Source organism: Sphingobium sp. SA2 (genome assembly GCF_032227065.1).
In the GTDB taxonomy this organism is placed as follows: Bacteria; Pseudomonadota; Alphaproteobacteria; order Sphingomonadales; family Sphingomonadaceae; genus Sphingobium.
Genome location: NZ_JAPMXX010000001.1, coordinates 1,137,027 through 1,158,412 on the forward strand (window position 1 = coordinate 1,137,027; position 21,386 = coordinate 1,158,412).

Genomic DNA, 21,386 nt, shown 5'->3' on the forward strand with positions numbered 1-21,386 from the left:
GTCAATTTAATCGCAGGAGTAAGGATAACCGCTATGAGTCTCGATACCGATCTTTGGTGGGCCGTCGCCCGGTCTGAGGAAGTCACGTCCAAAAAGCCGCTGTCGGTGGACATTGGCGACCAGCCGGTGGTGCTGTGGCGCGACCATCAGGGCATTGCCCGCGCGCTGGAGGATCGCTGTCCCCACCGCCGCGCGCCGCTGTCGCTGGGCTGTATCCGCGACAACGGGCTGATCCAGTGCGGCTATCATGGCTGGAGCTATGATGGCGAGACGGGGCGGCTGAAAGAGATCCCAAACATGAAGGATCAACAGAAATTTCCGCCGCTTTACAAGGCCAATGCCTTCGGCGTCAGCGAACAGGCCGGCTTCGTGCGCGTCTGCCTGAACCCCAAGGCAGAGGCGCCACTGAGCGCTGACCCTAAATATGGCTATATCGGCACGGTCAACGTCAGTTGCGGCCATCAGGAATATCTCGATGCCCTGTATGACGATCCCGCGCTGATCCTGGCGATCCGGGGCGTGCGGTTCAGCCCCTATATCATGTCCGAACTGCATGAAGAGGGCGAAATGCTGGTGATGGAGCGCAGTTGCCAATGGCACCCGCTGCATTGGCCATCGCATTTCGTCGCCGAATTTCCGCTGACGCTGCTGACCCGCACCCATCCGCTGACCGGCGAGACGCGTCTGACGCTGCGCGACGACGCCTTCAACGACCTGCTCCATGCCGTGCTGTCCCCCGTCCCTGCAGCGCGCGGCGTGACCGCCGTGCGCTGGCGCGCGGAACTGGGCGTGCGTCGGCCGGGGCTGCGTGGCGCGATGCTGCGCGGGATCAATCCGCTGACCGTCCTGTCGTCCATCGACGGATCGAAGCTGCGGACCACCAAGCCGACCGTATCGCTGCATGGCGAGGATTTGCGCAACGCCCTGCTCGACGCGCCGCAGGACACCCACGACCAGACCGTAGCGGCCTGAAGGAGGATTTGACCATGTTAGACATCGCCGATCACCCCGCATCCCATGACGACAATAGCGCGCCGCCATCCGGTGGCAGCCCGATCGCCATGAATGTCGTCAACCGCTGGGTTCCGCACAATATCGTGATGCGCGACAGCTGGTTCCCGGTCGCCCACGACTATTCGGTGACGGGCAAGCCGGTGCGCCGTGCCGTCTATTCCAACCCGATTTTCCTGTGGCGCGACAATGGCGTGGTCGTGGCCAGCGAGTTCCACCCCAATGAGCGCGTGGTGCGTGACAAGAGCGACTATACCGACGCACGTGGCCACTATCCGGTGATGGAACATTATGGGGTGGTCTGGATCTGGCTGGGCAATCCGCTGGCGGCCGATCCGCGCCATTTGCCCAGCCTGCCCTTCCTGCCGCCCAAGGGTGGCCTGCCCCGGCACATGACGGCGACGGTGCGCTTCGAAAGCGCCGCGCCGATCAGCCTCGAGAATCTGATCGACCTGACCCATGCCGATTTCCTGCACGCCGACGTCGTGGGCGACGAACGGTCGGACAGCGAGACGATCGAGACCTATTATGACAGCGAGACCGTCACCATGGTCCGCACCTGCGTCAATAAATCGGTCGCGCCCGTGATGAAATTCTTCAGCGGCATCAAGCAGCCGACCCAGAATGTGCGGCAGGTGATCCGCATCTATCTGCGGTCGCATTGCGCGATCGCCTATGGCCGGTTCAGCCCCGGCGACGACGTGCCGCTGTTCCACCCCTGCACCCCTGAAACGCGGGATCGTACGCGGATGGAAATGGTCATGAACACCAGCAATGCCGGGCGCATGTTCAGCTATGTCATGCCCAAGGCGGGCTACAAGGTGTCGCGGCAGGACAGCTATATGACCTCCCCGCAAAGCCCGCGTTACATGCGCCATACCGACCGCAAGGATTTGCACAGCAAGTTCGACCAGGCCGGGCAGCGTTATCGCATGGCGATGATGGAACTGGCCGATCGCCAGGCAAAGGGCGACTTCGCCTATCGCGATAATGTGAGCGCCGATTGCAGCGACATCATCGGCCTGCGCAAGGAACTGTTCCAGTTCTGATCTCCCCCTCCCCCTGAAGGGCGGACCACTATGGTCCGCCCGGTTTTTTCGGGATGCTTCATGCCAAAGCTCGTCAACGCCGTCGGCGGCGAACGCCGCTGGTGGGGGGTCATGCCGACCCTGCCCGCCCCCATGATGGGCGGGATCGGCCAGAAGATGGAGCAGGTCGGCTTCGAGGGTTGCTTTTCGCTCCAGATTTACGGCCCGCCCTTCGTGCCGATGGCGGCGACGGCTGCGCTGACCAGCAGCCTGAAGGTGGGCACCGGCGTCGCGATCGCGGGCACGCGCAGCCCGGTCGAAACCGCCTATGCGGCGATGGACGTGGACCGGATTTCGGGCGGGCGCTTCGTGCTGGGGCTGGGGTCCAGCATCAAGAGTTGTGTCACCGGCATGTATGGCGAACCGGAACGCAAATTGCTGACCCATTTGCGCGAGAGCGTGAAGGTGATCCGCTATGTCATTGCCAACGCGCATACCGGGCTGGACCCGATCGAGGGCGAGTACTTCACCGCCGATTTTGGCGAGATGATGCTGACGGCGCCGCCAGTTCGTGTGGAAATCCCGATCTGGATCGCTGCGTTGCAGGACAAGATGACCGCGCTGGCGCTGGAGGTTGGCGACGGGCTGATGGTCCATGCGCTCTGGTCGGCGGCCTATGCGCGCAGCAAGCTGCCCTTCATCGAAGCGACGCTGGCCAAATATGGCCGCGCGCGCAGCGACATAGAGATTAACGCCTGGCCTTGGATCGCGGTCAACGACGACAAGCAGAAGGCGATCGACGACAGCCGCGCGACGGTGGCCGCCTATTCGGGCTATAAGGAATATGAGCCGTTCTTCGAAGCGATCGGCTTTGGCGACCAGGCGCGGGCCTGCCAACTGAGCCTGGGCGAACATGGCGACATCGCCAAGGTGATCGGCAATGTGTCCGATGATATGGTAGAGGCGTTCGTGACCTGCGGCCCGGTGGACGAGGTGCTGGAGAAGATCGAGCCCTTCTGGGACGTGGTGGATTCGCTCTGCCCGATGACGCCCTATCGCCACCTGACGATGGCGCAGATGACCGACTATAATGCGGGTCTGTACGCACTGGTCGCCACCGCGAAGGCGCGGGCCGGGGTCAGCGAACCCGCCTGAACGGTCAGACGGGCACCAGCGCTTCCGCCATCGCCTGCCCCGCAATATAGCCCGTCACCATCGCCGGACCAACATTGCAGCCATGGGCGGGCGACTTGCCGCGCCAGATGGAATTGGCGTCCAGCCCCGCGGCATAGAGGCCCGCGACCGGCGCACCACCGGTGCCGATGACCCGACAATGCGCGTCGATCTTCAAGCCCACCGTGGTCGATCCGTCGCCCGGATGGATCTTGATCGCGTAGAAAGGCGCCTTTTCGACGCGGCCGAGGCAGGGGTTGGGTTTGTGCTTCGGGTCGCCGATCTCGATGTCGATCTGGGTATCGCCCTTGCCGAAATCGGGGTCTCTGCCGGTTTCGGCGTAACGATTCATCTTGGCCACGGTCGCGAGCAGGCCGTCGCCATCGACGCCGATCTTGTCGGCGAGTGCCCGCAGAGTCGGCGCTTCGATCACATAGCCAGCCGCGATCAGCTTTTTCAGCCCGCCGCCGCCGGGCAGCACCATGCCCATGCCGTAGGTCTTGACGCAATGGGCGTCGCCGATGATATGGGCGGGCACCGTACCGGTGGCGTGCATCGCCTCAACGAAATGCACCGACGCTTCGTTGCCGAACCGCTCGCCCTTCCCGTTGACGGCGATGCAGCCGGGTTTCGACATGTCGATCAGATGCGCGTAGCGGGCGACATAGCCGTCGGGCCGGGTCATGGTGGATACCACGGCCCAAACGGCGTTGACCAGATTGTCGCCGTCCAGCGATGCGCCAGCCTCCAGACCCATATTCATGCCGTCGCCGGTATTTTCGTAGGGGAGGATAGAGACATGGTCCTCCGCATAAGGGATATAGGCTTTGCGCAATTGCTCGCTGGCGGAAAAGCCGCCCGCCGCCAGCAGCACGCCGACGTTGGCGGCGATATCCTCGCCACCCACGCGCACGCCGGTCACGCGGCCGTCGGCGACCAGCAGGCGATCGACCGCCGCGTACTTGCGCAGGGTTATGCCCGCGTCGAGCGCGGACCGCAGCAGCCGCGCGACAAGGGCGTTGCCCATCGTCAGACGGGTGCCACGCGGGTAGCGGCGCAGCTTGTCCGCGCCGAATTTCGCGGCAAGCTTGCCGAAGTGGAACAGGGATTTGGGCGAAGGCATCTCCGCCAAATAGGGCAGATCGAACAGGTCGATCATGAAGCCGCCGGGTGCGTTGAATTCCTCGCGCGCGGGGCGCAGGTCGGCGAAATGCGCGCCGAGCTTCTTGCCGTCATATTCCTGGGGCGACAGCAGGCGGCCATGGTCGGCGGACCCGGCGATGTCGGGATACCAGTCGCTGCTGGGCGGCGAGAGGAGGAAGCGGACGGCGCTGTTGTTTTCCAGCCAGGCGACCATGGCCGGCGCGGCGTCAAGATAGGCGTCGATCAGCGCCGGGTCGGCGCTTGGCCCGATGACGTCCAGCACATATTGGCGCGCGACCGCGGCGCTGTCATCGACCCCGGCGGCCTGCGCCTGCGGACTGCCCGGCACCCAGATGCCGCCCCCCGATATAGCGGTGGTGCCGCCGAAATGCGCGGCCTTTTCCAGCACCAGCACCGACAGGCCTGCCGCAGCGGCCCGCAGCGCCGCCGTCAAGCCCGCCGCGCCCGATCCGACGACGACCACATCATATTGGGTCATGATCTACTCCGATTCACTATGCGGGTGGGCAATGCTCACACCCTGGGCATGATTTCTTCGGCTACCCAGTGCAGGCGCTCAATATATTCGGTCAGGCCCGTCATGCCCGGTGGCAGCGGCACGATCGTTTCGTTGACGCCCAAATCCTTCAGCCAGCCGATCTGGTCGATGATTTTCTGCGCATTGCGGGTGCCGGGCGCGCGGGGATCATCCATAATTTCGTGATGGGCGCCGACATTTAGCATTTCCAGCGCGAAGAACAGGTCGATCGGGCGACCGTCATAGGTCGGCTGCGCGCGGATAAGGTCGAGACATGCGGGGAATTTTTCGGGCGGGGTGCGGAAGGGCGACCAGCCGTCGCCGAATTTCGCCACCCGCTTCAATACCGGTTCCGCGTCACCGCCGAACCAGATCGGCAGGCGCGGCTGCTGCACCGGCTTGGGCGCGAAGCCGACATTCTTGAAGGAGACAAATTCCCCTTCGAACGTCGGCGTGTCGGACGTCCATAGTTCGATGATTGCGGCGACATATTCGTCCGCCATGCGCCCGCGATTGTGGAAATCGACGCCCAGCATGTCGAATTCCTCCTTCAGCCAGCCGACGCCGAACAGCGCGGTCGCGCGGCCGCCGCTCAGCCAGTCGAGCGTGGACCAGGCCTTGGCCTGTACGATCGGGCTTTGCAGCGGCAGGATGGAGACGGACGAGCTGACCCGCATTTTCGATGTCCGCCCGGCGAGGAAAGCGAGCGCCACCGTGCCATGGACATAATGGTCGCCAGACAGGGCGATATGTTCCTGCGGGATGATGAAATGTTCGCCCAACATGCATTTGTTGAAGCCCAGATCGTCAGCGACCTTAAGCGCGCGACCGATATCGTCGCCGGTCAGCGCATGTTCCCATGGCTGGGTCATCGCCGCCACATGCATCGAATTGGGCACGCCGATGTTGAGCTTCATTCCTCTATCCCCTGTATCGTTTATGCCCGGCAGGATGGCGCGCCCGGTGGCCGGGTCGCACCTTCCGCCCGGAAGGGGTTGCGCTCAATCCGTCGGCGGGATCAGGTCGCCGGTGATGCGGATGCCCGCGCCGTCAACCTTGTAGGTCTTGTTGAGGAAGATGAGGATCGAGGTCAGGGCTTCGGCCGCCGCCGAATTGCACAGCGCGCCACCGTGCAGGCCGCGCAGGCCCATCGCGTCGGCCAACGCGACGACCTGGCCCCGCGCCGCCTTGTCATCGCCGAACACCAGCACGTCGCAGCCGACATCGACATCCTTGGCCAGCTTGTGCGCGGCGACATTGTGGAAGGCAGACACGACAGTCATCCCTTCGCCCAGCGCGGCCTGCGCGCGGAGCGCGGCCGATCCCTCGGCGGGGAGTTGCACGCGCATCACCTTGGGCGGGACCAGCGGGACGGTGGTGTCCACCACGATCTTGCCCGCGACATGGGGCGCGATGTCGCGCAGCGTCGCGTCCTGCGCCGCGAAGGGCACGGTGACGATGACGATGTCCGCGCCGGCCGCCGCGTCGATATTGGTGGCGCCGGAGAGGCCGTGGCCGAGTTCCGCCGCCGTCTTTTGCGCGCCGTCCGCGCTGCGCGATCCGATAACGACGGGATAGCCCGCACGGGCGAGGCGCCAGGCGATCGCCGCGCCCAGATTGCCGGTGCCGCCGACGACGGCGATGGATGGAAAGTTCATGCGCTGGTTCCTGATTGCATGGCAGCGAAGCGCATCATGTCCGCATAGACCGCCGAATGGGATGTAAAGCCGCCATCGGCGACGATCGATGCGCCCGTAACATAACGGGCCTGGTCGGACGCGAGGAAGGCGACGACTTCGGCGATATCCTCCGGCCGGCCCAGATAATCGACCAGATTATGTTCGGTCATCAGCTTCTGGGCCTCTGGCGGCATATTGTCGTCCAGCGCCTCTGTCATCACCAGGCCGACCACGACCACGTTGGAGCGGATGCCCTGCTTGCCATATTGGGTGGCGATATATTTGGAGAGGCCCAGCATCCCTGCCTTGGTCGTGCCATAGGCAGGATAGTCGACATCGCCCGCCAGCCCCTTGCCGGAACCTGTGAAGACGATCGACCCGCCGCCTGCCGACAGCAGATGGGGGATGGCGTGCTTGGCGCACAGCATCGACCCGCGCAGGTTGGTGGCAAAAGTGCGATCCCAGAAGGCGACGTCCATGTCGGCGATCAGCGCGTCTTCGTGCATCAGGCCGGTCTGGGCGGCGTTGCTGTGGAGGATATGGAGGCCGCCGAAATGATCGACCACCTTGGTTATGCCCGCCGCGATCGAGGCTTCCTCCATCACGTCCATGGCGACGGCGAGCGCCTGCCCGCCCTGCGCCGTGATTTCGTCGACCACATGGGACAGGCGCGATTCGGTGCGGCCGGTGATCGCGACCTTCGCGCCGCGCTGCGCCATCATCAGCGCGGTGGCGCGGCCGATGCCGCTGCCGCCGCCGGTGATGATCGCGACCTTGTCCTTCAGAGGGTGCAAGAGATCGGTCATAGGGACTCCGTGATGTGGGTTTGCCGGGGCGATACCGGATCATAAAGGGTAGTGCGCTGGCGGACGGGACGTCCGACCGATGCGGCGAGCGCACGCATTTGCGTGGGGCCAAATTCCTGGCCGTTGACGCCACCCGCCGCGCGGGTGATCGATTCGTCCATGAGCGTGCCGCCCATGTCGTTGGCGCCCGCGTTCAGGATTGCCGCCGCCCCCTCCGGTCCCATCTTGACCCAGGACACCTGGATATTGGGGATCAGCGGATGCAGGACGATGCGGGCGATGGCGTGCATCAGCACCGCCTCGCGATAGCTTGGTCCCGACCGGGCCAGCCCCTTGCGCCAGATCGGCGCTTCCATATGGACGAAGGGCAAGGGGACAAATTCGGTGAAGCCGCCGGTCTGTTCCTGCAAGGCGCGGATGCGCAGCAGGTGGCGCGCCCAGTGGCGATAGCCCTCGACATGGCCGAACATGATCGTCGCGGTGCTGCGCAGGCCGATGCCATGGGCCACGCGCATCACTTCGATCCATTCGTCTGCGCTGACCTTGTCCGGGCATATCAGCGCGCGGATTTCGGGGTCGAGTATCTCGGCCGCGGTGCCGGGCAAGGTGGAGAGGCCCGCCGCCTTCAACTGCGCCAGATAATCCTCCAGCGGCAGGCCCAGCGTATGCGCGCCATGGGTAACTTCCAGCGGGGAGAAAGCGTGGATATGGATGTCCGGCGCGGCTTTGCGCACGGCCTTCAGAACGGAGAGATAGGTGTTGCCGTCATAGTCGGGATGGATGCCCCCTTGCAGGCAGACTTCGGTGGCGCCGCGATCCCATGCTTCGGCCGCGCGCCGTCCAACCTCGGCATAGTCGAGCCGGTAGGCGGGGCCGCGCATCGCCTTCGTACTGCCCTTCGAAAAGGCGCAGAAGCCGCATTTGTAGAGGCAGATATTGGTGTAGTTGATGTTGCGATTGACGGCATAGGTCAGCGTGTCGCCGATAGTCTCCTGCCGCAGCCGGTCGGCCTGGGCGACGATGGCAGCAAGGTCGTGGCCATCGGCATCGAACAGGGTGACGATGTCACGCTCGCTCAGGCGCGCACCAGCTTCGGCGTGGCGCAGGAGCGCCTGCACCGATGCCGATGCCTGGCCGACATCGCCGCCGATCAACGCGGGCGCGTCGTCGCCATGCCCGGCGGCCCAATCGTCGGGCTTGGGCAGGCCGCGTCCGTCGATCGCGCGCAGGATAAGGGTTGCGACCGCAGGCGCGGCCCAATCCTGCGCCGCCAGCGCGTAACGTGGCCCGATGGCAAGGCGTTGGGAAAGCGTGCGGCCAGCGGCGCGGGTGGCCTGCGCCAATGTCTCCAGATGGGGCCATGGGGCTTCGGGGTTCACATGGTCGGGCGTCACCGGCGACACCCCGCCCCAGTCGTTTACCCCGGCCCGGATCAGCGGAGCAAGATCGACTTGGTCGTGGAGGTTGGGCGGCGCCTGGATCGTCATGTCCGGTCCCAGGATCAGCCGCGCGGCGGCGATCGTCCAGAGATGATCGTCGAGCGCCGGTTCGGCATGCTCGGCCATCCGCGTGCCCGGCTTGGCCCGGAAATTCTGGATGATGACTTCCTGAATATGGCCATATTGGCGATGCAGGTCGCGGATGGCGACCAGCGCGTCGACCTGTTCGTCGCGGGTTTCGCCGATGCCGATCAGCAGCCCGGTGGTGAAAGGCACTTTGGTGCGGCCCGCCTCCGCGATCGTGGCCAGACGACGCGCAGGCTGCTTGTCGGGCGAGCCGAAATGCGGGCCGCCACGCGCGCACAGCCGATCTGCGCTGCTTTCCAGCATGATGCCCATCGACGCGGCATGGGGGCGCAGCAGGGCATAGTCGGCCGCGTCCATCAGGCCGGGGTTGAGGTGGGGCAACAGGCCGGTTTCGCGCAGGACCAGTTCCGCCATTTCGGCGAGGTAGGAAAGCGTGGAATCATGGCCCAGCCGGGCCAGCGCGTCGCGCGCCGCGGCATAGCGGTCCTCGGGCCGGTCGCCCAGGGTGAACAGCGCCTCCCGGCACCCGGCCTCAGCGCCCGCGCGCGCGATCGCCAGGACTTCTTCGCGGCTGAGATAGGCGTCGACCGCCGGCGCCGGTGTGGTGGCAAAGGTGCAGTAATGGCAGACGTCGCGGCATAATTTGGTGAGCGGAATGAACACTTTGCGCGAATAGGTGACGCGGGTGCCATGCCCCTCCAGCGTCAGCGCTTCCGCCTGCGTCATCATCGCGGCCAGCGTGCTGGCGCGCAGCAGGGCCGCAATCTCGCCAGCGGCCGCGTCCATGCGATGCAGATCGTCCAAAGTCACATCCTACTCCGCAGTTATCCCGGCCCGAGGCGCAGGCGGGGCAGATGCTATCTGCCCCGCCTGCCTTCTCATCAGAAGCTGTATTTCGCGCTGACGCCCCAGGTCCGTGGCTCCCCGGCATAGACCGAGCTGAGCGGGAAGGAGGACAGCAATACGCTGGACGCCGAGAAATATTCTTCCTTGAAGACATTCTTCACGAACACGCCCAGATCCAGGCCCGTGCCGCCAATGCCGCGCCAGTCGAGGCGGGCGTTGACCAGCTTGTAGCCGGGCAGCTTTTCGCCGTTCTGGCCACCGAAATCATCGGTCATGAACAGGTCCGAGTTGAAGGCGAGATCGCCGTCGGCCGGCTTGATCGGCAGGATCCAGCTCACGCTCGCCGTGCCGGAGAATTTGGGCGAGTAGGTGTTGATTTGCGCCTTGCCCAGCGTGACCGAGGCGGGCAGCCCGTTCGGTACGTTGACGCTTTCCACCTTCACGTCGGTATAGGCGGCGTTGAAGGACACGGTGAAGTTGCGGGTGGGGCTGATCGAGGCTTCCAGTTCCACGCCCCATATCCGCAGGTTGGCGACATTGGCCGCCAGCGATCCGTTGGTCGGCGAATCCGGCGTGCCATTGGGGATGATGGTCTGCGTGTTGAGGAATTGCAGCGCGTTTTTATACTTGCTGTAATAGGCCGCGATGTTCAATCGGCCGCGTGCCTCCCCCACATGATAGTCATATTTCGACCCCAGTTCGACGTCGGTGATCCGCTCCTCGCCGGTCTTCTGGAAGGCGCGCAGGTCGGGGCAGACGCCGCCGGTTGCGACGCAGGACGGATCGACGCCGCCGGTGGTGAAGGGCGTTTCGAACAGCGGGGTGTTGATGTTCACGCCGCGATAGCCGCGCCGCGACGAAATGTAGAGCAGCCAGTCGGGCGTCGCCTTGTAATCCAGGCCGATGGTCCAGCTCGGCTCCTCCCCCTTGTTGGAGACGGTGCCGACGCCATCGGCCAAGCCAAGCGCTGCCGTGGCCAGGCAGGTATCCTCATCGACGTAGCTGGTGCCGATCGTGCCGCCGCAGGCCGATACCTTGTCCCAGCTGTAACGCGCGCCGAGGTTCAGTTTCAGCTTATCCGTGATTTCATAACCGATCTGGCCATAGACCGCGAAATTCTTGTTGCGGACATGCGCGCTAACCGCAGGCGCTGGCACTCCACCGACCGAGAAGGCCGTGAATTGCGATCCGGTGGGACCGGCGGACTTGTCGTTATTGTAGAAGACGCCGGTGATGAAGTTGAACGACCCGAAATCGCCCAGCAACTGGGTTTCGTTGGTCAGATACTGGCGATCCAGCACCGACGCGGCGTGGAACAGGGTGAAGGGCACAGCAGCGGGGAGTGGCGCGGGCAGGCCGGTGGGGATCGACAGATTTTGCAGCGCGCCGGTGTTGATCAGCTGATTGCTGAAATTCTTGCGGAAACCGAAGATGTTGCGCAGCGTCAGGTCGCCAAAGCTGAACGAGGTGTCGTTGGTGATCGACGTCATCTTGCGCGACGAACGGCCGCCATTGATGCCGCCGTCGAACGAACCGCGCCGGTTGGCGCGCTGCGTTTCGAGCGCCTGCTGTGCCTGCGGGTCCAGCACGCCGAGGCCGAAGGCGGCGAGCGAGAAATTCTGGCGCAGCAGATAAAGGCCACCGGCCAGTTCGTCGCTCTTGAAATATTCGTAGATGGTGGTGCTTTTCAGACCCTCGATCGGCTCCAGCAGCAAGGACAGGCGGAAGGCGTCCTGCTTGATATTGTCAAAGCCGGGGCCACCGTCGAACGCGATCGTACGAGGATCCTGCCGCCGGACCTGGCCGGCCGCGCGGAACGCCACCTTGTCGGCGATGATGGGGACGTTGATCGCCCCTTCCAGTTCGCGATAGTCGAAGCTGCCATAGGTGCCCTCGACATAACCTTCAAATTCATAGGTCGGGCGCTGGCTGCCGATGACGACGGCGCCACCCAGCGTGTTGCGGCCGAACAACGTGCCCTGCGGCCCTTTGAGCACCTGGATGCTGCCGATGTCGTAGGTCGGCACGTTGGAGCCGACGGCAGGCAGCGGGGTGTCGTTCAGGTAGATGACGACGCCCGGCGTGACTTCGCCCAGCGGCAATTGGCCGATGCCGCGCAGGGTGAGCGCGACATTGTCCTTGCCGCCTTCGGACGAGAAGGTGAAGCCCGGTGCGATCGTCTTGACGTCGCTGACCGTCTGGACGGTGCTGCGTTCCAGCGAGGCGGCCGAGAAGGCGGAGATGGAGACGGACACGTCCTGCAACCGTTCTTCGCGACGGCGGGCGGTGACGACGATGTCGCCACTGCTGGAACTTTCAGCCTGGGGCGCGGCGCTGGTCGCGTCCTGCGCCCAGAGCGGGGTCGCCAAGGTCGCACCGGTCGTCAGCAACGCCAGTCTCAAAATGCCGAATTTCATTCTCTCTCTCCCTTGGCCGATCTGGATCGCCTGTTCTTTTTGCAGGCATCGTCCTTACCGGCGCATAGAGGCGGTCATAGCCGCCATTCTCCACCTACCTTTCGGCAGGAATCGTTGAACAGATTGAAACTAATCTGTCTCTCGTGGTAATTATGCCGCAGGCTTTTGGCGTGGCGATTAGGACCAGCGGCGGATGATGTCCGCCGCGTCCGCGCTGGCGGCTTCGGTGATGGCCCCTGCCGTGCGATCCAGCCTGGGCGCGGGTGCCGGTTGGGCGATGCTTTCCCGCTGCATAAAGGTGCCGCGCGCCTGATTATGCGGATGCCCCGGCGCTTCGGCCATCGCCAGAACCGGGGTGACGCACGCATCGGTCTCCCCGAAATGATCGGCCCATGCGTCGCGCGTGCGGGTCGCGAAGACGGCCGTAAAATCGGCCTGCATCGCTGGCCAAGTCGCGCGGTCGTTCTGGTCGTAGCGACGATCCGACAGGCCCAGCCCATCGACCATCTGGGCAAAGAATTTGGGTTCCAAGCAACCGACCGCGACATGCCGACCATCCGCACACATATAGCAGCGATAGAAAGGCGCGGCCCCGTCCAGCAGGTTGGAGGCGGGCGCATCGGTCCATAGCCCCTTGGGCTGCCAAGCGTAAAAAAGGCTCATCAGCGACGCGACGCCGTCGGTGATGCAGGCGTCGACCACCTGCCCCTGTCCCGTTCGTTGCGCCGACAGCAGGGCGCTGAGCAGGCCGAAGATCAGGAACATAGCGCCGCCACCATAATCGCCCACCAGATTGAGCGGCACCGGCGGCGGCGCGCCCTGTTCGCCCATCGCGTTCAGCGCGCCGGTGATTGAGAGATAGTTGATGTCATGCCCAGCGCGCATCGCCAGTGGACCCGATTGGCCCCACCCGGTCATGCGGCCGAACACCAGGCGCGGATTGCGCGCCAGGCAGATGTCCGGGCCGATGCCCAGCCGCTCCATCACACCAGGGCGATAGCCCTCTATCAGGCCGTCCGCCCGATCAATCAGGTCGAGCAGCTGGGCGCGGTCATCATCGCGCTTGAGGTCGAGATGGATCACCGTCCGGCTGCGGTGGAGAATGTCGCCGCCGACATCGTCCCATTCGCCCGCGCCCGCCGATGGTGGTCGCGCGACGCGGATGATCTCCGCCCCCATATCCGCCAACAGCATCGCCGCCAGCGGCACCGGGCCGATAGCGTCGATCTCGACGATGCGGATACCGGCCAGCGGCCCCGATAGCTTGGTCATCAGATGTTGGTCCGGTCCGCGCCCTTGAGGTCCAGAATAGCGCGAGCCTCATCCGGCGTAGCCACTTCCAGCCCCATACCCTCGATGATCTGGCGCGCGGTCGCGACCTGTTCGGCATTGGTCTGCGCCAGGCGGCCGGGGCCGCCCCAGAGCGAATCCTCCAGCCCCACCCGCACATTGCCGCCCATCGACGCGGCCATGGCGACGATACTCATCTGGCGCGCGCCTGCGCCTAGCACCGACCATTGATATTGATCGCCGAACAGTCGGTCGGCGGTGCGTTTCATATGCATGATGTCGTCGGGATGGCTGCCGATGCCGCCCAATATGCCAAAGCAGGTCTGGATGAACAAAGGCGCCTTCACCAGCCCGCGGTCAAGGAAATATTTGAGGTTGTAGAGGTGGCTGGTGTCGTAACATTCAAATTCGAAGCGGGTGCCGAGCGGCGACAGGGTGGCCAGCAGATATTCGATATCCGCATAGGTATTCTTGAACACCAGGTCGCGCGATGCTTCCAGTGCGACCGGTTCCCAGTCATGCTTGAAGTCCTTGAACCGGTCCAGCATCGGGAACAGGCCAAAGCCCATCGTGCCCATATTGAGGCTGGCGACTTCGGGCGCGAAGCTCTGCGCCGGGCGCATCCGTTCCTGCACGGTCATGGAAGGATGGCCGCCGGTGGTCAGGTTCAGCACCGCGTCGCTGCGCTGCCTGATGACCTTGAGGAAGGGCGTGAACAAGTCGGGATTCTGGTCGGGCCGCCCGTCGACGGGATTGCGGGCGTGCAGGTGGATGATCGCCGCGCCCGCTTCCGCCGCGCCGATCGCCGACTCTGCGATCTCCTCTGCCGTGATCGGCAGATAGGGCGACATGGAAGGGGTATGGATGGCGCCGGTGATGGCGCAGCTGATGATGACTTTACGTTTGGCCATGATGGTTCCTTTCGCCCGGCTGGGCGATGGCAGGCGCGTGAGGACGCGCAATCTATCCTTGGGTAGGCGGAAGCGGGAGCGTCAGGGCAGGATGCCAAGCTGGCGCGCGCGCAACACCGCCTGCGGCCGCCGCCGAACGCCCAGCTTGTCGTAGATCTGCTGCATATACCATTTGACCGTGCCTTCGGTCAGGCCAAGCCGGTCGCCGATTTCGCGGTTGCGCAGGCCCCCGCTCACCATCATCAAGATATCGACTTCCCGGTTGGCAAGGCGACCAGTCAGGCCGAAATCATCGTCATCCTCCTCGTCGCTTTCGATCTGCGGGCCGCTGCGCATCAGCGACACCAGCCGCACGGCGAAGCGGTCGGCCGGGGTTTCCAGTTCCGGCCCCTGTGCATAGGCTTCGGTCAGCAGCGAGGCGATGACTTCGCCTTCATCGACGAAGATGCGGACCCAGCCCGCCGGTTCGGCCATTTCGACCGCGGTCCGCACGGCGCGACGAGCTTCGGACCGATTGCCCTGTAACACGGCGATTTCCGCCAGCAACAGTTCGAACGTCACGGCTGAGCGGACGGCCCCGGCGCGACGGACGAATTCCAGCCAGCGATGCGCAACCTTGCGCGCGCGGCTGAGCCGATGGCGCTGCATCTCGATCCGTAGCCAAGCGATGGCGATGCTTTCGTTGCGGCGCGTGGGATGCAGCGTGGGGATCGGTTCGCCGTCCAGTTGCGAATCGCCCGCGGCAAAATGCCGTTCGGCTTCCTCGATCTGGCCGGCCTTGATGAGCAGGCGGACCTCTTCCGCCACGATGAAGGCGCGCATCCGGTCCAGCCCACATTCGATCGCGACCAGATGCGCGTCGTTGAGCGTCGACAGCGCGCCCGGCAGATCGCCGCGCGCGGCGCGCAGCCGGGCGTTGACGATGTAGCCCGACGCCATCTGGTCCGCGAATCCCCATTGCCGCACCACGGGCAGGTGGCGTTCGACCAGCGCCGCCGCGCCATCCAGATCGCCCGCGTCATAAAGGAGTTCCGCCAGTGGCAAGGCGGGCAGCGCCGCAAGGCCCGACCCCTCGCCATGAATGTCGCGGGCCAGGGTAAGGGCCTCGTCCAGGAAACGATGCGCCAGCTGCGTCTTGCCCTGCGCCATCAGCGTCGGCGCGACCGAGGCCTTGAGCGCGATCGACGCGAAGTCCGATCCGGGGCGAGACAAAGCGCGCCGGGTTTCCGCCTCAAGCTTGAGCATGTCCTGGAAATGATAGAGTTCGCGCCGCGCCGACATCAATTGCGCGAGCAGGGTGCAGCTGAGATAGGCGTGGCTTTCGGCCATTTCCGCAAGCAGGGGTTCGGCTTCCGCCTCCACCTCCACCATATCGTCGCGCGCCGCCGCCAGCATGACGAGGCGATGGCGGATCATCAGATTCAGTTGTTCATTATCATGCGCCGACACGTCGTCGCTCTGGTTGCGCGCTTCGTGGATCGACCGCGCGGTGGCGATCAGCCTGTCGGCGGCGGCGAACGACAATTGCCGTATCCGCCGCCAAGCCAAAGCCAGCAGCAGATAGGGGTGTTGTGCCAATACGGCCCAGGGGAGTTCCGCGCCCAACTCGTCGATCCGATACAGATAACCCGAATAGGTGAGTTGTTCGGCCAGCCGATCCAACTGTCCGGCCAGGAAAGCCTGATCCCCGCTCAGTCGGGCATGTTCGACCGCCTTGAGGATGTCGCCCGTCGCGGCGAAATGATCGCTCGCGCGGCAATGCATCATGGCGGCGCGCGCGGGGGCCCGGTCCATCAGGCGGCCCAGCACCATGTCGCGGAACAGGCGGTGATAGGCGTAGCGGCCATGTTCCTGATCGATCGGATTGAGGAACAGCCCTTCGCGAAAGACGCGATCCAGCATGGCGCGCGCATCGTCATTGCCCGTCACCGCCGCACAGGCGGAAGGGGTGAGTTCATCCAGAATTGATGTGTCGACCAGGAAACGGCGCACGTCGTCGGGCTGCTGGCCAAGCACCTCTTCATGGAAATATTCAGCAAATTCCGGACGCAGGCCGGTCAGCCGCATCTGGCCCGCCCCCTGCGCGCCGCGCCGGTAGAGATCGCAAGCGATGACGACGCCCGATACCCAGCCCTGGGTATCGCGCACGATATCCTGCAAATTTTGCGCATCGATCGGCGCGCCCACGCTCATCGTTACCAGTTGCGTGGCTTCAGCCAGCGTCAGAGAGAGGTCGGCATTACCCACCTCGACCAGGAAACCGAGCGCCCGCATCCGCGCCAGCGGCAGTCCTACCGAGCCGCGCGCCGCCACGATCATGGTCAGGCCGTCGCGCGCGCTGGACGACAGCTGGGCGATGAAGGCCAGGGTCGCTTCGTCCAGCAGTTGCGCGTCGTCGATGACGATGACCGGCTTGGGTTCGACCACCGTCGACAGCGCCTCGAGCCACACGGCATCACCCGCGTCGGCGTCGAGATCGGCCCAATCCAGCCGGGCCGCGACGCCGGCAGCCTTGAGCGCGAGCAGGAAGGACGCCTTGTTGCCGATGCCCGCGCGCGCCGCCAGCCACAGCAGCGGTCGCCCCTCCGCCCGCAGACGTTCGGCCCAGAACAGCATGGCCGTGGTCTTGCCGCTGCCTGCCGGCGCGGACACCACCGTCATGCGGGATAGGGCAACCTTTGGGATCAGCGCCAGCAGCGCCGGACGCTCGATCAGCGTCGGAGTGATGCGGGGCGGCAGGACGATTGTCGGGACAACGGCCATTCAGTCTCTCCTGTTCGTGCTGCGTGGCACGATTCGTTTTATTGTTGCAAATATATTCTGACCGTTGAAATCTGAAATGCAATCCCCTTTTCCTATCCACAGATAGGTCATGAGCGCGCCAGAACATTGTCCTGATGGCATGACAGGCTGCGTCGCGGGCGCGCCATCCAGAAAAAGGCAGGCGATCCCAACGGCCGCGCCGACGCATCAGGAAAGGTTCACCATGAAGGCCCTGTATCTCGAAAAGATCGACGGACCCGATTCCGTTATCATGGCGGATGTCGAAACGCCCGTGCCCGGCCCCGGCGAAGTCCGGGTCGCTATCAAAGCCGCGTCGATCAATCACCGCGAACTGTTCATCACCCATGGCCAATATCCCGGCATGACCGTGCCCACGACGCTGGGTTGCGACGGCGCGGGCGTGGTGGACATGATCGGCGAGGGCGTGAGCGGGGCCAGCGAAGGCGACGAGGTCGTCCTCTACCCCGCCCGCAACTGGGGGCCGAACCGTCATGCCCCCGCCGCCGATTTCGGCCTGCTGGGGATGCCCTTTGCCGGGACGATCGCCGAATATATCTGCGTGCCGGTCGAAAATCTGGCGCCCAAGCCTGCCTTCATGAGCTTCGAGGAAGCCGGCGCGATGCCGCTGACGGCGCTGACATCCTGGCGAGCGCTGATGTTCAAGGGGCGGTTGCAGGCGGGCGAGACGCTGCTGATCAGCGGCGTGGGCGGCGGTGTTGCCACCTTCGGCCTGGCCTTTGCCGTCGCCAAAGGCGCCAATGTCTATGTCACCGGCGAGAACCAGGAGGTGATCGACCGCGCGATCGCCATGGGGGCCAAGGGCGGCCTGCTCTACACCGACCCCGACTGGCGCAAGCAGGTCGGCAAGCTGACCGGCGGCGTCGACGTCGTGTTGGACGGCGCGCCCGCGCCCAGCTTCGCCAATTATGTCCGCGCGATCAATCCGGGCGCGCGCATCGTCATCTACGGGTCGACCGCGGGCAACGAGATCAAGTTCAACGCGACCGACATCTTCCTGAAAAGCGCCAGCATCGTCGGCAGCCAAGTGGGCGATCCGCAGGATTTCCAAGAGATGCTGGCATTTGCGAGTGATCATCAAATCAGGCCGGTGATCGAAGCCACCTACCCGCTGGCGCAGGCGAAGGAAGCGCTGCTGCATCTGCGCGACAGTCACAAATTCGGCAAAGTCGTGGTGACGATGTGAGCTACCTGTTCAGCCTAGCGGGCAAGAAGGCGATCGTCACCGGCGGCGCGCAGGGGCTGGGCCGGATGATCGCCGAAGGGCTGCTGCGCGCGGGCGCGACGGTGGCGATCACGTCGCGCAAGGCCGATATCTGCGAGGCTGCGGCGAGCGAGATGGGGGCATTGGGTACTTGCATCCCCCTGCCCGCCGATCTTTCGACGCCGGAGGCCGCAGTCGATCTGGTCGCGCGCTACCGCGATGCCGTGGGGGCGTGCCATATCCTGGTCAATAATGCGGGCAAGACCTGGGGCGGAGAGATAGACAGTTTCCCCGACAAGGCGTGGCCCGGCGTGATGGCGGTGAATGTCCAGACTCCCTTCACCATGGTGCGCGAATTGCTGCCCGAACTGGGCGCGGCAGGAACCGACGACGATCCGGCGCGGATCATCAATATCGGCTCGGTCGCGGGCATGAAGACCGAGCGGCTGAGCGCCTATAGTTATGCCGCCAGCAAGGCGGCGGTCCATATGATGACGCGCGACCTGGCGGGCGATCTGGCCGCGCGCAACATCACGGTGAATGCGGTCATCCCCGGCTTCTTCCCGACCAAGATGACCGCGCATATGCGCGACGACGACAGTGTCGATGCGGGGCTGCTGGCTCATATTCCGCTGGGTCGCCTGGGCAAGCCGGACGACATCGCCGGGATTGTCGTATTTCTATGTTCGCGGGCGGGCGCTTATGTGACGGGCGCGCAAATTCCGGTCGATGGCGGCGTGGTCGGTTGCGGCTGATATCATGACCCACAGTCTCCACATTCTGGCCGACCGGATCGCGATAGAGGCATGCCTGTATCGCTACGCCCATCTGATCGATGCAATGCAGTATCACCGGATTGCGGACGAGGTGTTCACGCCCGACGGCATCATCGATTTTGGCGGGGCGAAGGCGGTGGGACGGGACGCCATCCATGCGCAATGCATGACCTATCAGGGGTCGCTACTGGGCTGCTGCCACAATGTCACCAATGTCGTGATCGAGGTGGATGGCGACGAAGCGCGGGCGGCCAGCCGCATCCTGGCCTGGCATTGGTTCGCGATTCCCGATGCCGATCCGCTGCGTGCCACCGATCTGCTGGCGGTGGGCGGATATGAGGACCGGCTGCGGCGCACGCCTAACGGGTGGCGCATCCGTGAACGGCGTGGTTTGAATTTCGGTACGGGTGTCGGTGCCGGGCAAGTGCCCGAACCTATGCGGCCGATCTTTACGGGGATGCATGGGCGCGCGCCGACCTGGCCCGCTTGACTGGCAGGCGAGGCCGCGCCCCGCCGCCTCGCCTATAGCTGCCAGCCGCCGCCCGCGACGATGACCTGGCCGGTGATGTAGTCCGCTTCGGGCAAGCACAAAAGATAGACCGCGCCGGCGGCTTCCTCCGGCGTGCCCGCGCGGCCCAGCGGTATGCCCTTTTCCATCGCTTCCAAGATTTCGTCGCTGACACCGGCCTTGATGTCCTTGCCCTTCACATTGATGGTCGAACTGCCCGCCTCCCCCGCGGTCATCCGCGTCATGATCGCGCCGAAGGCGACAGCGTTGACGGTGACATTATAGCGGCCCCATTCCTTCATCACGGTCTTGGTCAGGCCCACGATCCCGGCCTTGCCAGCGGCATAGCCCGCCTGCCCAGGATTGCCCCCCAGCCCCGCGACCGAGGAGATGTTGACGACGGTGCGGCGTGTGGCGCGGCCATGTGCGGCGATCTCCGCCTTGGCCGCCGCCGCGATGACCGGTTGGGCGGCGCGCAGGATGCGGAACGGGGCGCTTAGATGCACGTCCAGCATCGCCATCCATTGTTCGTCGCTGGTCTTTTGTAGCACCGAATCCCAAGCATAGCCGGCATTGTTGACGATGATGTCGATCGTGCCGAAGGCGTCGGCCGCTGCGGCGATGAATTGCTCGCCGAAATCCAGCGCAGTTACGTCGCCCACGCATACCACTGCGCGGACACCCAGCGCCTCAATCTCTGCGGCCGTTGCATGGGCGACGTCATCGTCCAGGTCGTTGACGACGATATGCGCGCCATTGCGCGCCAGCTTGAGCGCGATCGCCTTGCCAATGCCGCGACCCGACCCGGATACCAGGGCCACCTTACCATCCAATATCTTCACGTTACTTCCCGTTCCCTTCAAAATCCGGCGACGCAAGCCCGTCCACCATCCATGACCACTATGCCCCGATCGGGGACGCTGGCGCGAAACAGCACATCAACGCCATCGCGCCAGATTTCCGTTCGCACCGTTTCACCCGGCCAGACCGGAGCGGTGAAACGCGAACTAATCGCCGTAAGAAGAGCGGGGTTGCCACCACAGCATGAATGAACCAGCGCCCGGCTGACCAGCCCCATCGTCGCCAGCCCATGCAGGATCGGTCGATCGAACCCGGCCGACGCGGCGGTTCCGGCATCCACATGCAGCGGGTTGCGATCCCCGGTCAGGCGATAGAGCAGCGCCTGGTTGATCGCGGTCGGCAGGTCGAGCAAGGCATGGGCCGGCTCGTCGGGCATGGCGACGGCTGCCGCACCGGGCAGATCGCGCGGCCCGCCAAAGCCACCCGTGCCGCGCAACACCCAGGTCTCTTCCATCTCCGCGATCACCAGGTCGGTCGGCGTCATCAGGGTCCGCTTGGCACGCACCAGCGCAGGCTTGCCCGGTCCCTTATCGGCGATATCGCCAATCTCGATCCGACCGTGCACCAGTTGGCCCAGCTCCAGCGGGCGGAACAGACGCAAACTCTGTTCGCCATGCAGGATGTTGGCCCAGTCCCAGCCCAGTTCCGCCGCCATCGGCCAAAAACCGGGCGTACCTAGCACCAGCGCCATGGTCGGCAGCACCGCCAAGTCACGCTCGAACACCAGATTCTGTTCATCGATCGGCCCGAGACCCGCGCCCACGCCCAGTGCGTAGAGGATGGCGCTGCGCGGATCGCACATATCCTCCGCCGCGGGAATGGCGAAGTCCCGCAAGCGATCCAGGTTCAACATCGGCACTCTCCCGG

At 64.6% G+C, this 21,386-nt stretch carries 17 protein-coding genes; 6 read left to right on the forward strand and 11 right to left on the reverse strand.

What is annotated here, in order from left to right; translation table 11 throughout:
- Positions 1-33 precede the first annotated feature (33 nt).
- From OVY48_RS05415 to OVY48_RS05425, 3 genes are read left to right on the forward strand one after another with little or no spacing between them, the layout of a single operon-like run.
- A complete protein-coding gene (locus tag OVY48_RS05415; RefSeq protein ID WP_037479713.1) occupies positions 34-972 on the forward strand; it encodes a Rieske 2Fe-2S domain-containing protein in 939 nt (312 codons plus the stop codon).
- A gap of 14 nt (positions 973-986) precedes the next feature.
- Positions 987-2,060, forward strand: coding sequence for an aromatic ring-hydroxylating dioxygenase subunit alpha (locus OVY48_RS05420; RefSeq protein WP_037479711.1), 1,074 nt, complete (start codon positions 987-989; stop codon positions 2,058-2,060).
- 60 nt (positions 2,061-2,120) lie between these two features.
- Positions 2,121-3,194: an LLM class flavin-dependent oxidoreductase gene (locus tag OVY48_RS05425; protein ID WP_037480504.1), complete on the forward strand. Its 1,074-nt coding sequence runs from the start codon at positions 2,121-2,123 to the stop codon at positions 3,192-3,194.
- 4 nt (positions 3,195-3,198) lie between these two features.
- Here OVY48_RS05425 and OVY48_RS05430 read toward each other — a convergent pair whose 3' ends face one another.
- The 9 genes from OVY48_RS05430 to OVY48_RS05470 form a co-directional block, all read right to left on the reverse strand.
- Positions 3,199-4,854, reverse strand: a complete 1,656-nt coding sequence (locus tag OVY48_RS05430) for an FAD-dependent oxidoreductase (protein WP_037479709.1) — start codon at positions 4,852-4,854, stop codon at positions 3,199-3,201.
- A gap of 35 nt (positions 4,855-4,889) precedes the next feature.
- Positions 4,890-5,810 carry a TIGR03619 family F420-dependent LLM class oxidoreductase gene (locus OVY48_RS05435; RefSeq protein ID WP_037479707.1) on the reverse strand — a complete coding sequence of 307 codons (921 nt, stop codon included), beginning with the start codon at positions 5,808-5,810 and terminating at the stop codon, positions 4,890-4,892.
- 84 nt (positions 5,811-5,894) lie between these two features.
- A complete protein-coding gene (gene npdG, locus OVY48_RS05440) occupies positions 5,895-6,551 on the reverse strand; it encodes an NADPH-dependent F420 reductase (protein WP_037479705.1) in 657 nt (218 codons plus the stop codon).
- The gene (locus OVY48_RS05445; RefSeq protein ID WP_037479703.1) at positions 6,548-7,378 is read right to left on the reverse strand and encodes an SDR family NAD(P)-dependent oxidoreductase; all 831 of its coding nucleotides are present in this window, start codon (positions 7,376-7,378) and stop codon (positions 6,548-6,550) included. The genes npdG and OVY48_RS05445 overlap by 4 nt, the downstream gene beginning before the upstream one ends.
- A complete protein-coding gene (cofH, locus tag OVY48_RS05450; RefSeq protein ID WP_313922019.1) occupies positions 7,375-9,714 on the reverse strand; it encodes a 5-amino-6-(D-ribitylamino)uracil--L-tyrosine 4-hydroxyphenyl transferase CofH in 2,340 nt (779 codons plus the stop codon). The genes OVY48_RS05445 and cofH overlap by 4 nt, the downstream gene beginning before the upstream one ends.
- Positions 9,715-9,785: 71 nt before the next feature.
- Positions 9,786-12,167 (reverse strand): TonB-dependent receptor, encoded by a 2,382-nt coding sequence (locus OVY48_RS05455; RefSeq protein ID WP_313922020.1) that lies wholly within the window; start codon positions 12,165-12,167, stop codon positions 9,786-9,788.
- Between the two features lie 177 nt (positions 12,168-12,344).
- Entirely contained in the window at positions 12,345-13,439 is a 1,095-nt protein-coding gene (locus OVY48_RS05460) for a CaiB/BaiF CoA transferase family protein (protein WP_037475990.1), read from the reverse strand.
- Positions 13,439-14,368, reverse strand: coding sequence for a 3-keto-5-aminohexanoate cleavage protein (locus OVY48_RS05465; protein WP_037475992.1), 930 nt, complete (start codon positions 14,366-14,368; stop codon positions 13,439-13,441). Before OVY48_RS05465 ends, OVY48_RS05460 begins: the two co-directional genes overlap by 1 nt.
- Positions 14,369-14,449: 81 nt before the next feature.
- The gene (locus OVY48_RS05470; RefSeq protein ID WP_193378844.1) at positions 14,450-17,131 is read right to left on the reverse strand and encodes a LuxR C-terminal-related transcriptional regulator; all 2,682 of its coding nucleotides are present in this window, start codon (positions 17,129-17,131) and stop codon (positions 14,450-14,452) included.
- A gap of 223 nt (positions 17,132-17,354) precedes the next feature.
- Here OVY48_RS05470 and OVY48_RS05475 point away from each other — a divergent pair, with 223 nt between their 5' ends.
- The 3 genes from OVY48_RS05475 to OVY48_RS05485 are packed head-to-tail and all read left to right on the forward strand — an operon-like array spanning position 17,355 to position 19,640.
- Positions 17,355-18,356 (forward strand): zinc-binding alcohol dehydrogenase family protein, encoded by a 1,002-nt coding sequence (locus OVY48_RS05475; RefSeq protein ID WP_037478528.1) that lies wholly within the window; start codon positions 17,355-17,357, stop codon positions 18,354-18,356.
- Positions 18,353-19,129, forward strand: a complete 777-nt coding sequence (locus tag OVY48_RS05480) for an SDR family oxidoreductase (RefSeq protein WP_037475994.1) — start codon at positions 18,353-18,355, stop codon at positions 19,127-19,129. Before OVY48_RS05475 ends, OVY48_RS05480 begins: the two co-directional genes overlap by 4 nt.
- Before the next feature lie 4 nt (positions 19,130-19,133).
- Positions 19,134-19,640, forward strand: coding sequence for a nuclear transport factor 2 family protein (locus tag OVY48_RS05485; protein WP_037478529.1), 507 nt, complete (start codon positions 19,134-19,136; stop codon positions 19,638-19,640).
- 32 nt (positions 19,641-19,672) lie between these two features.
- On the opposite strand, the gene OVY48_RS05490 is transcribed toward OVY48_RS05485, so the two are convergent.
- Positions 19,673-20,500 carry an SDR family NAD(P)-dependent oxidoreductase gene (locus OVY48_RS05490; protein ID WP_037475996.1) on the reverse strand — a complete coding sequence of 276 codons (828 nt, stop codon included), beginning with the start codon at positions 20,498-20,500 and terminating at the stop codon, positions 19,673-19,675.
- Positions 20,501-20,517: 17 nt separating this feature from the next.
- Positions 20,518-21,372: a MaoC/PaaZ C-terminal domain-containing protein gene (locus OVY48_RS05495; RefSeq protein WP_037475998.1), complete on the reverse strand. Its 855-nt coding sequence runs from the start codon at positions 21,370-21,372 to the stop codon at positions 20,518-20,520.
- Positions 21,373-21,386 lie beyond the last annotated feature (14 nt).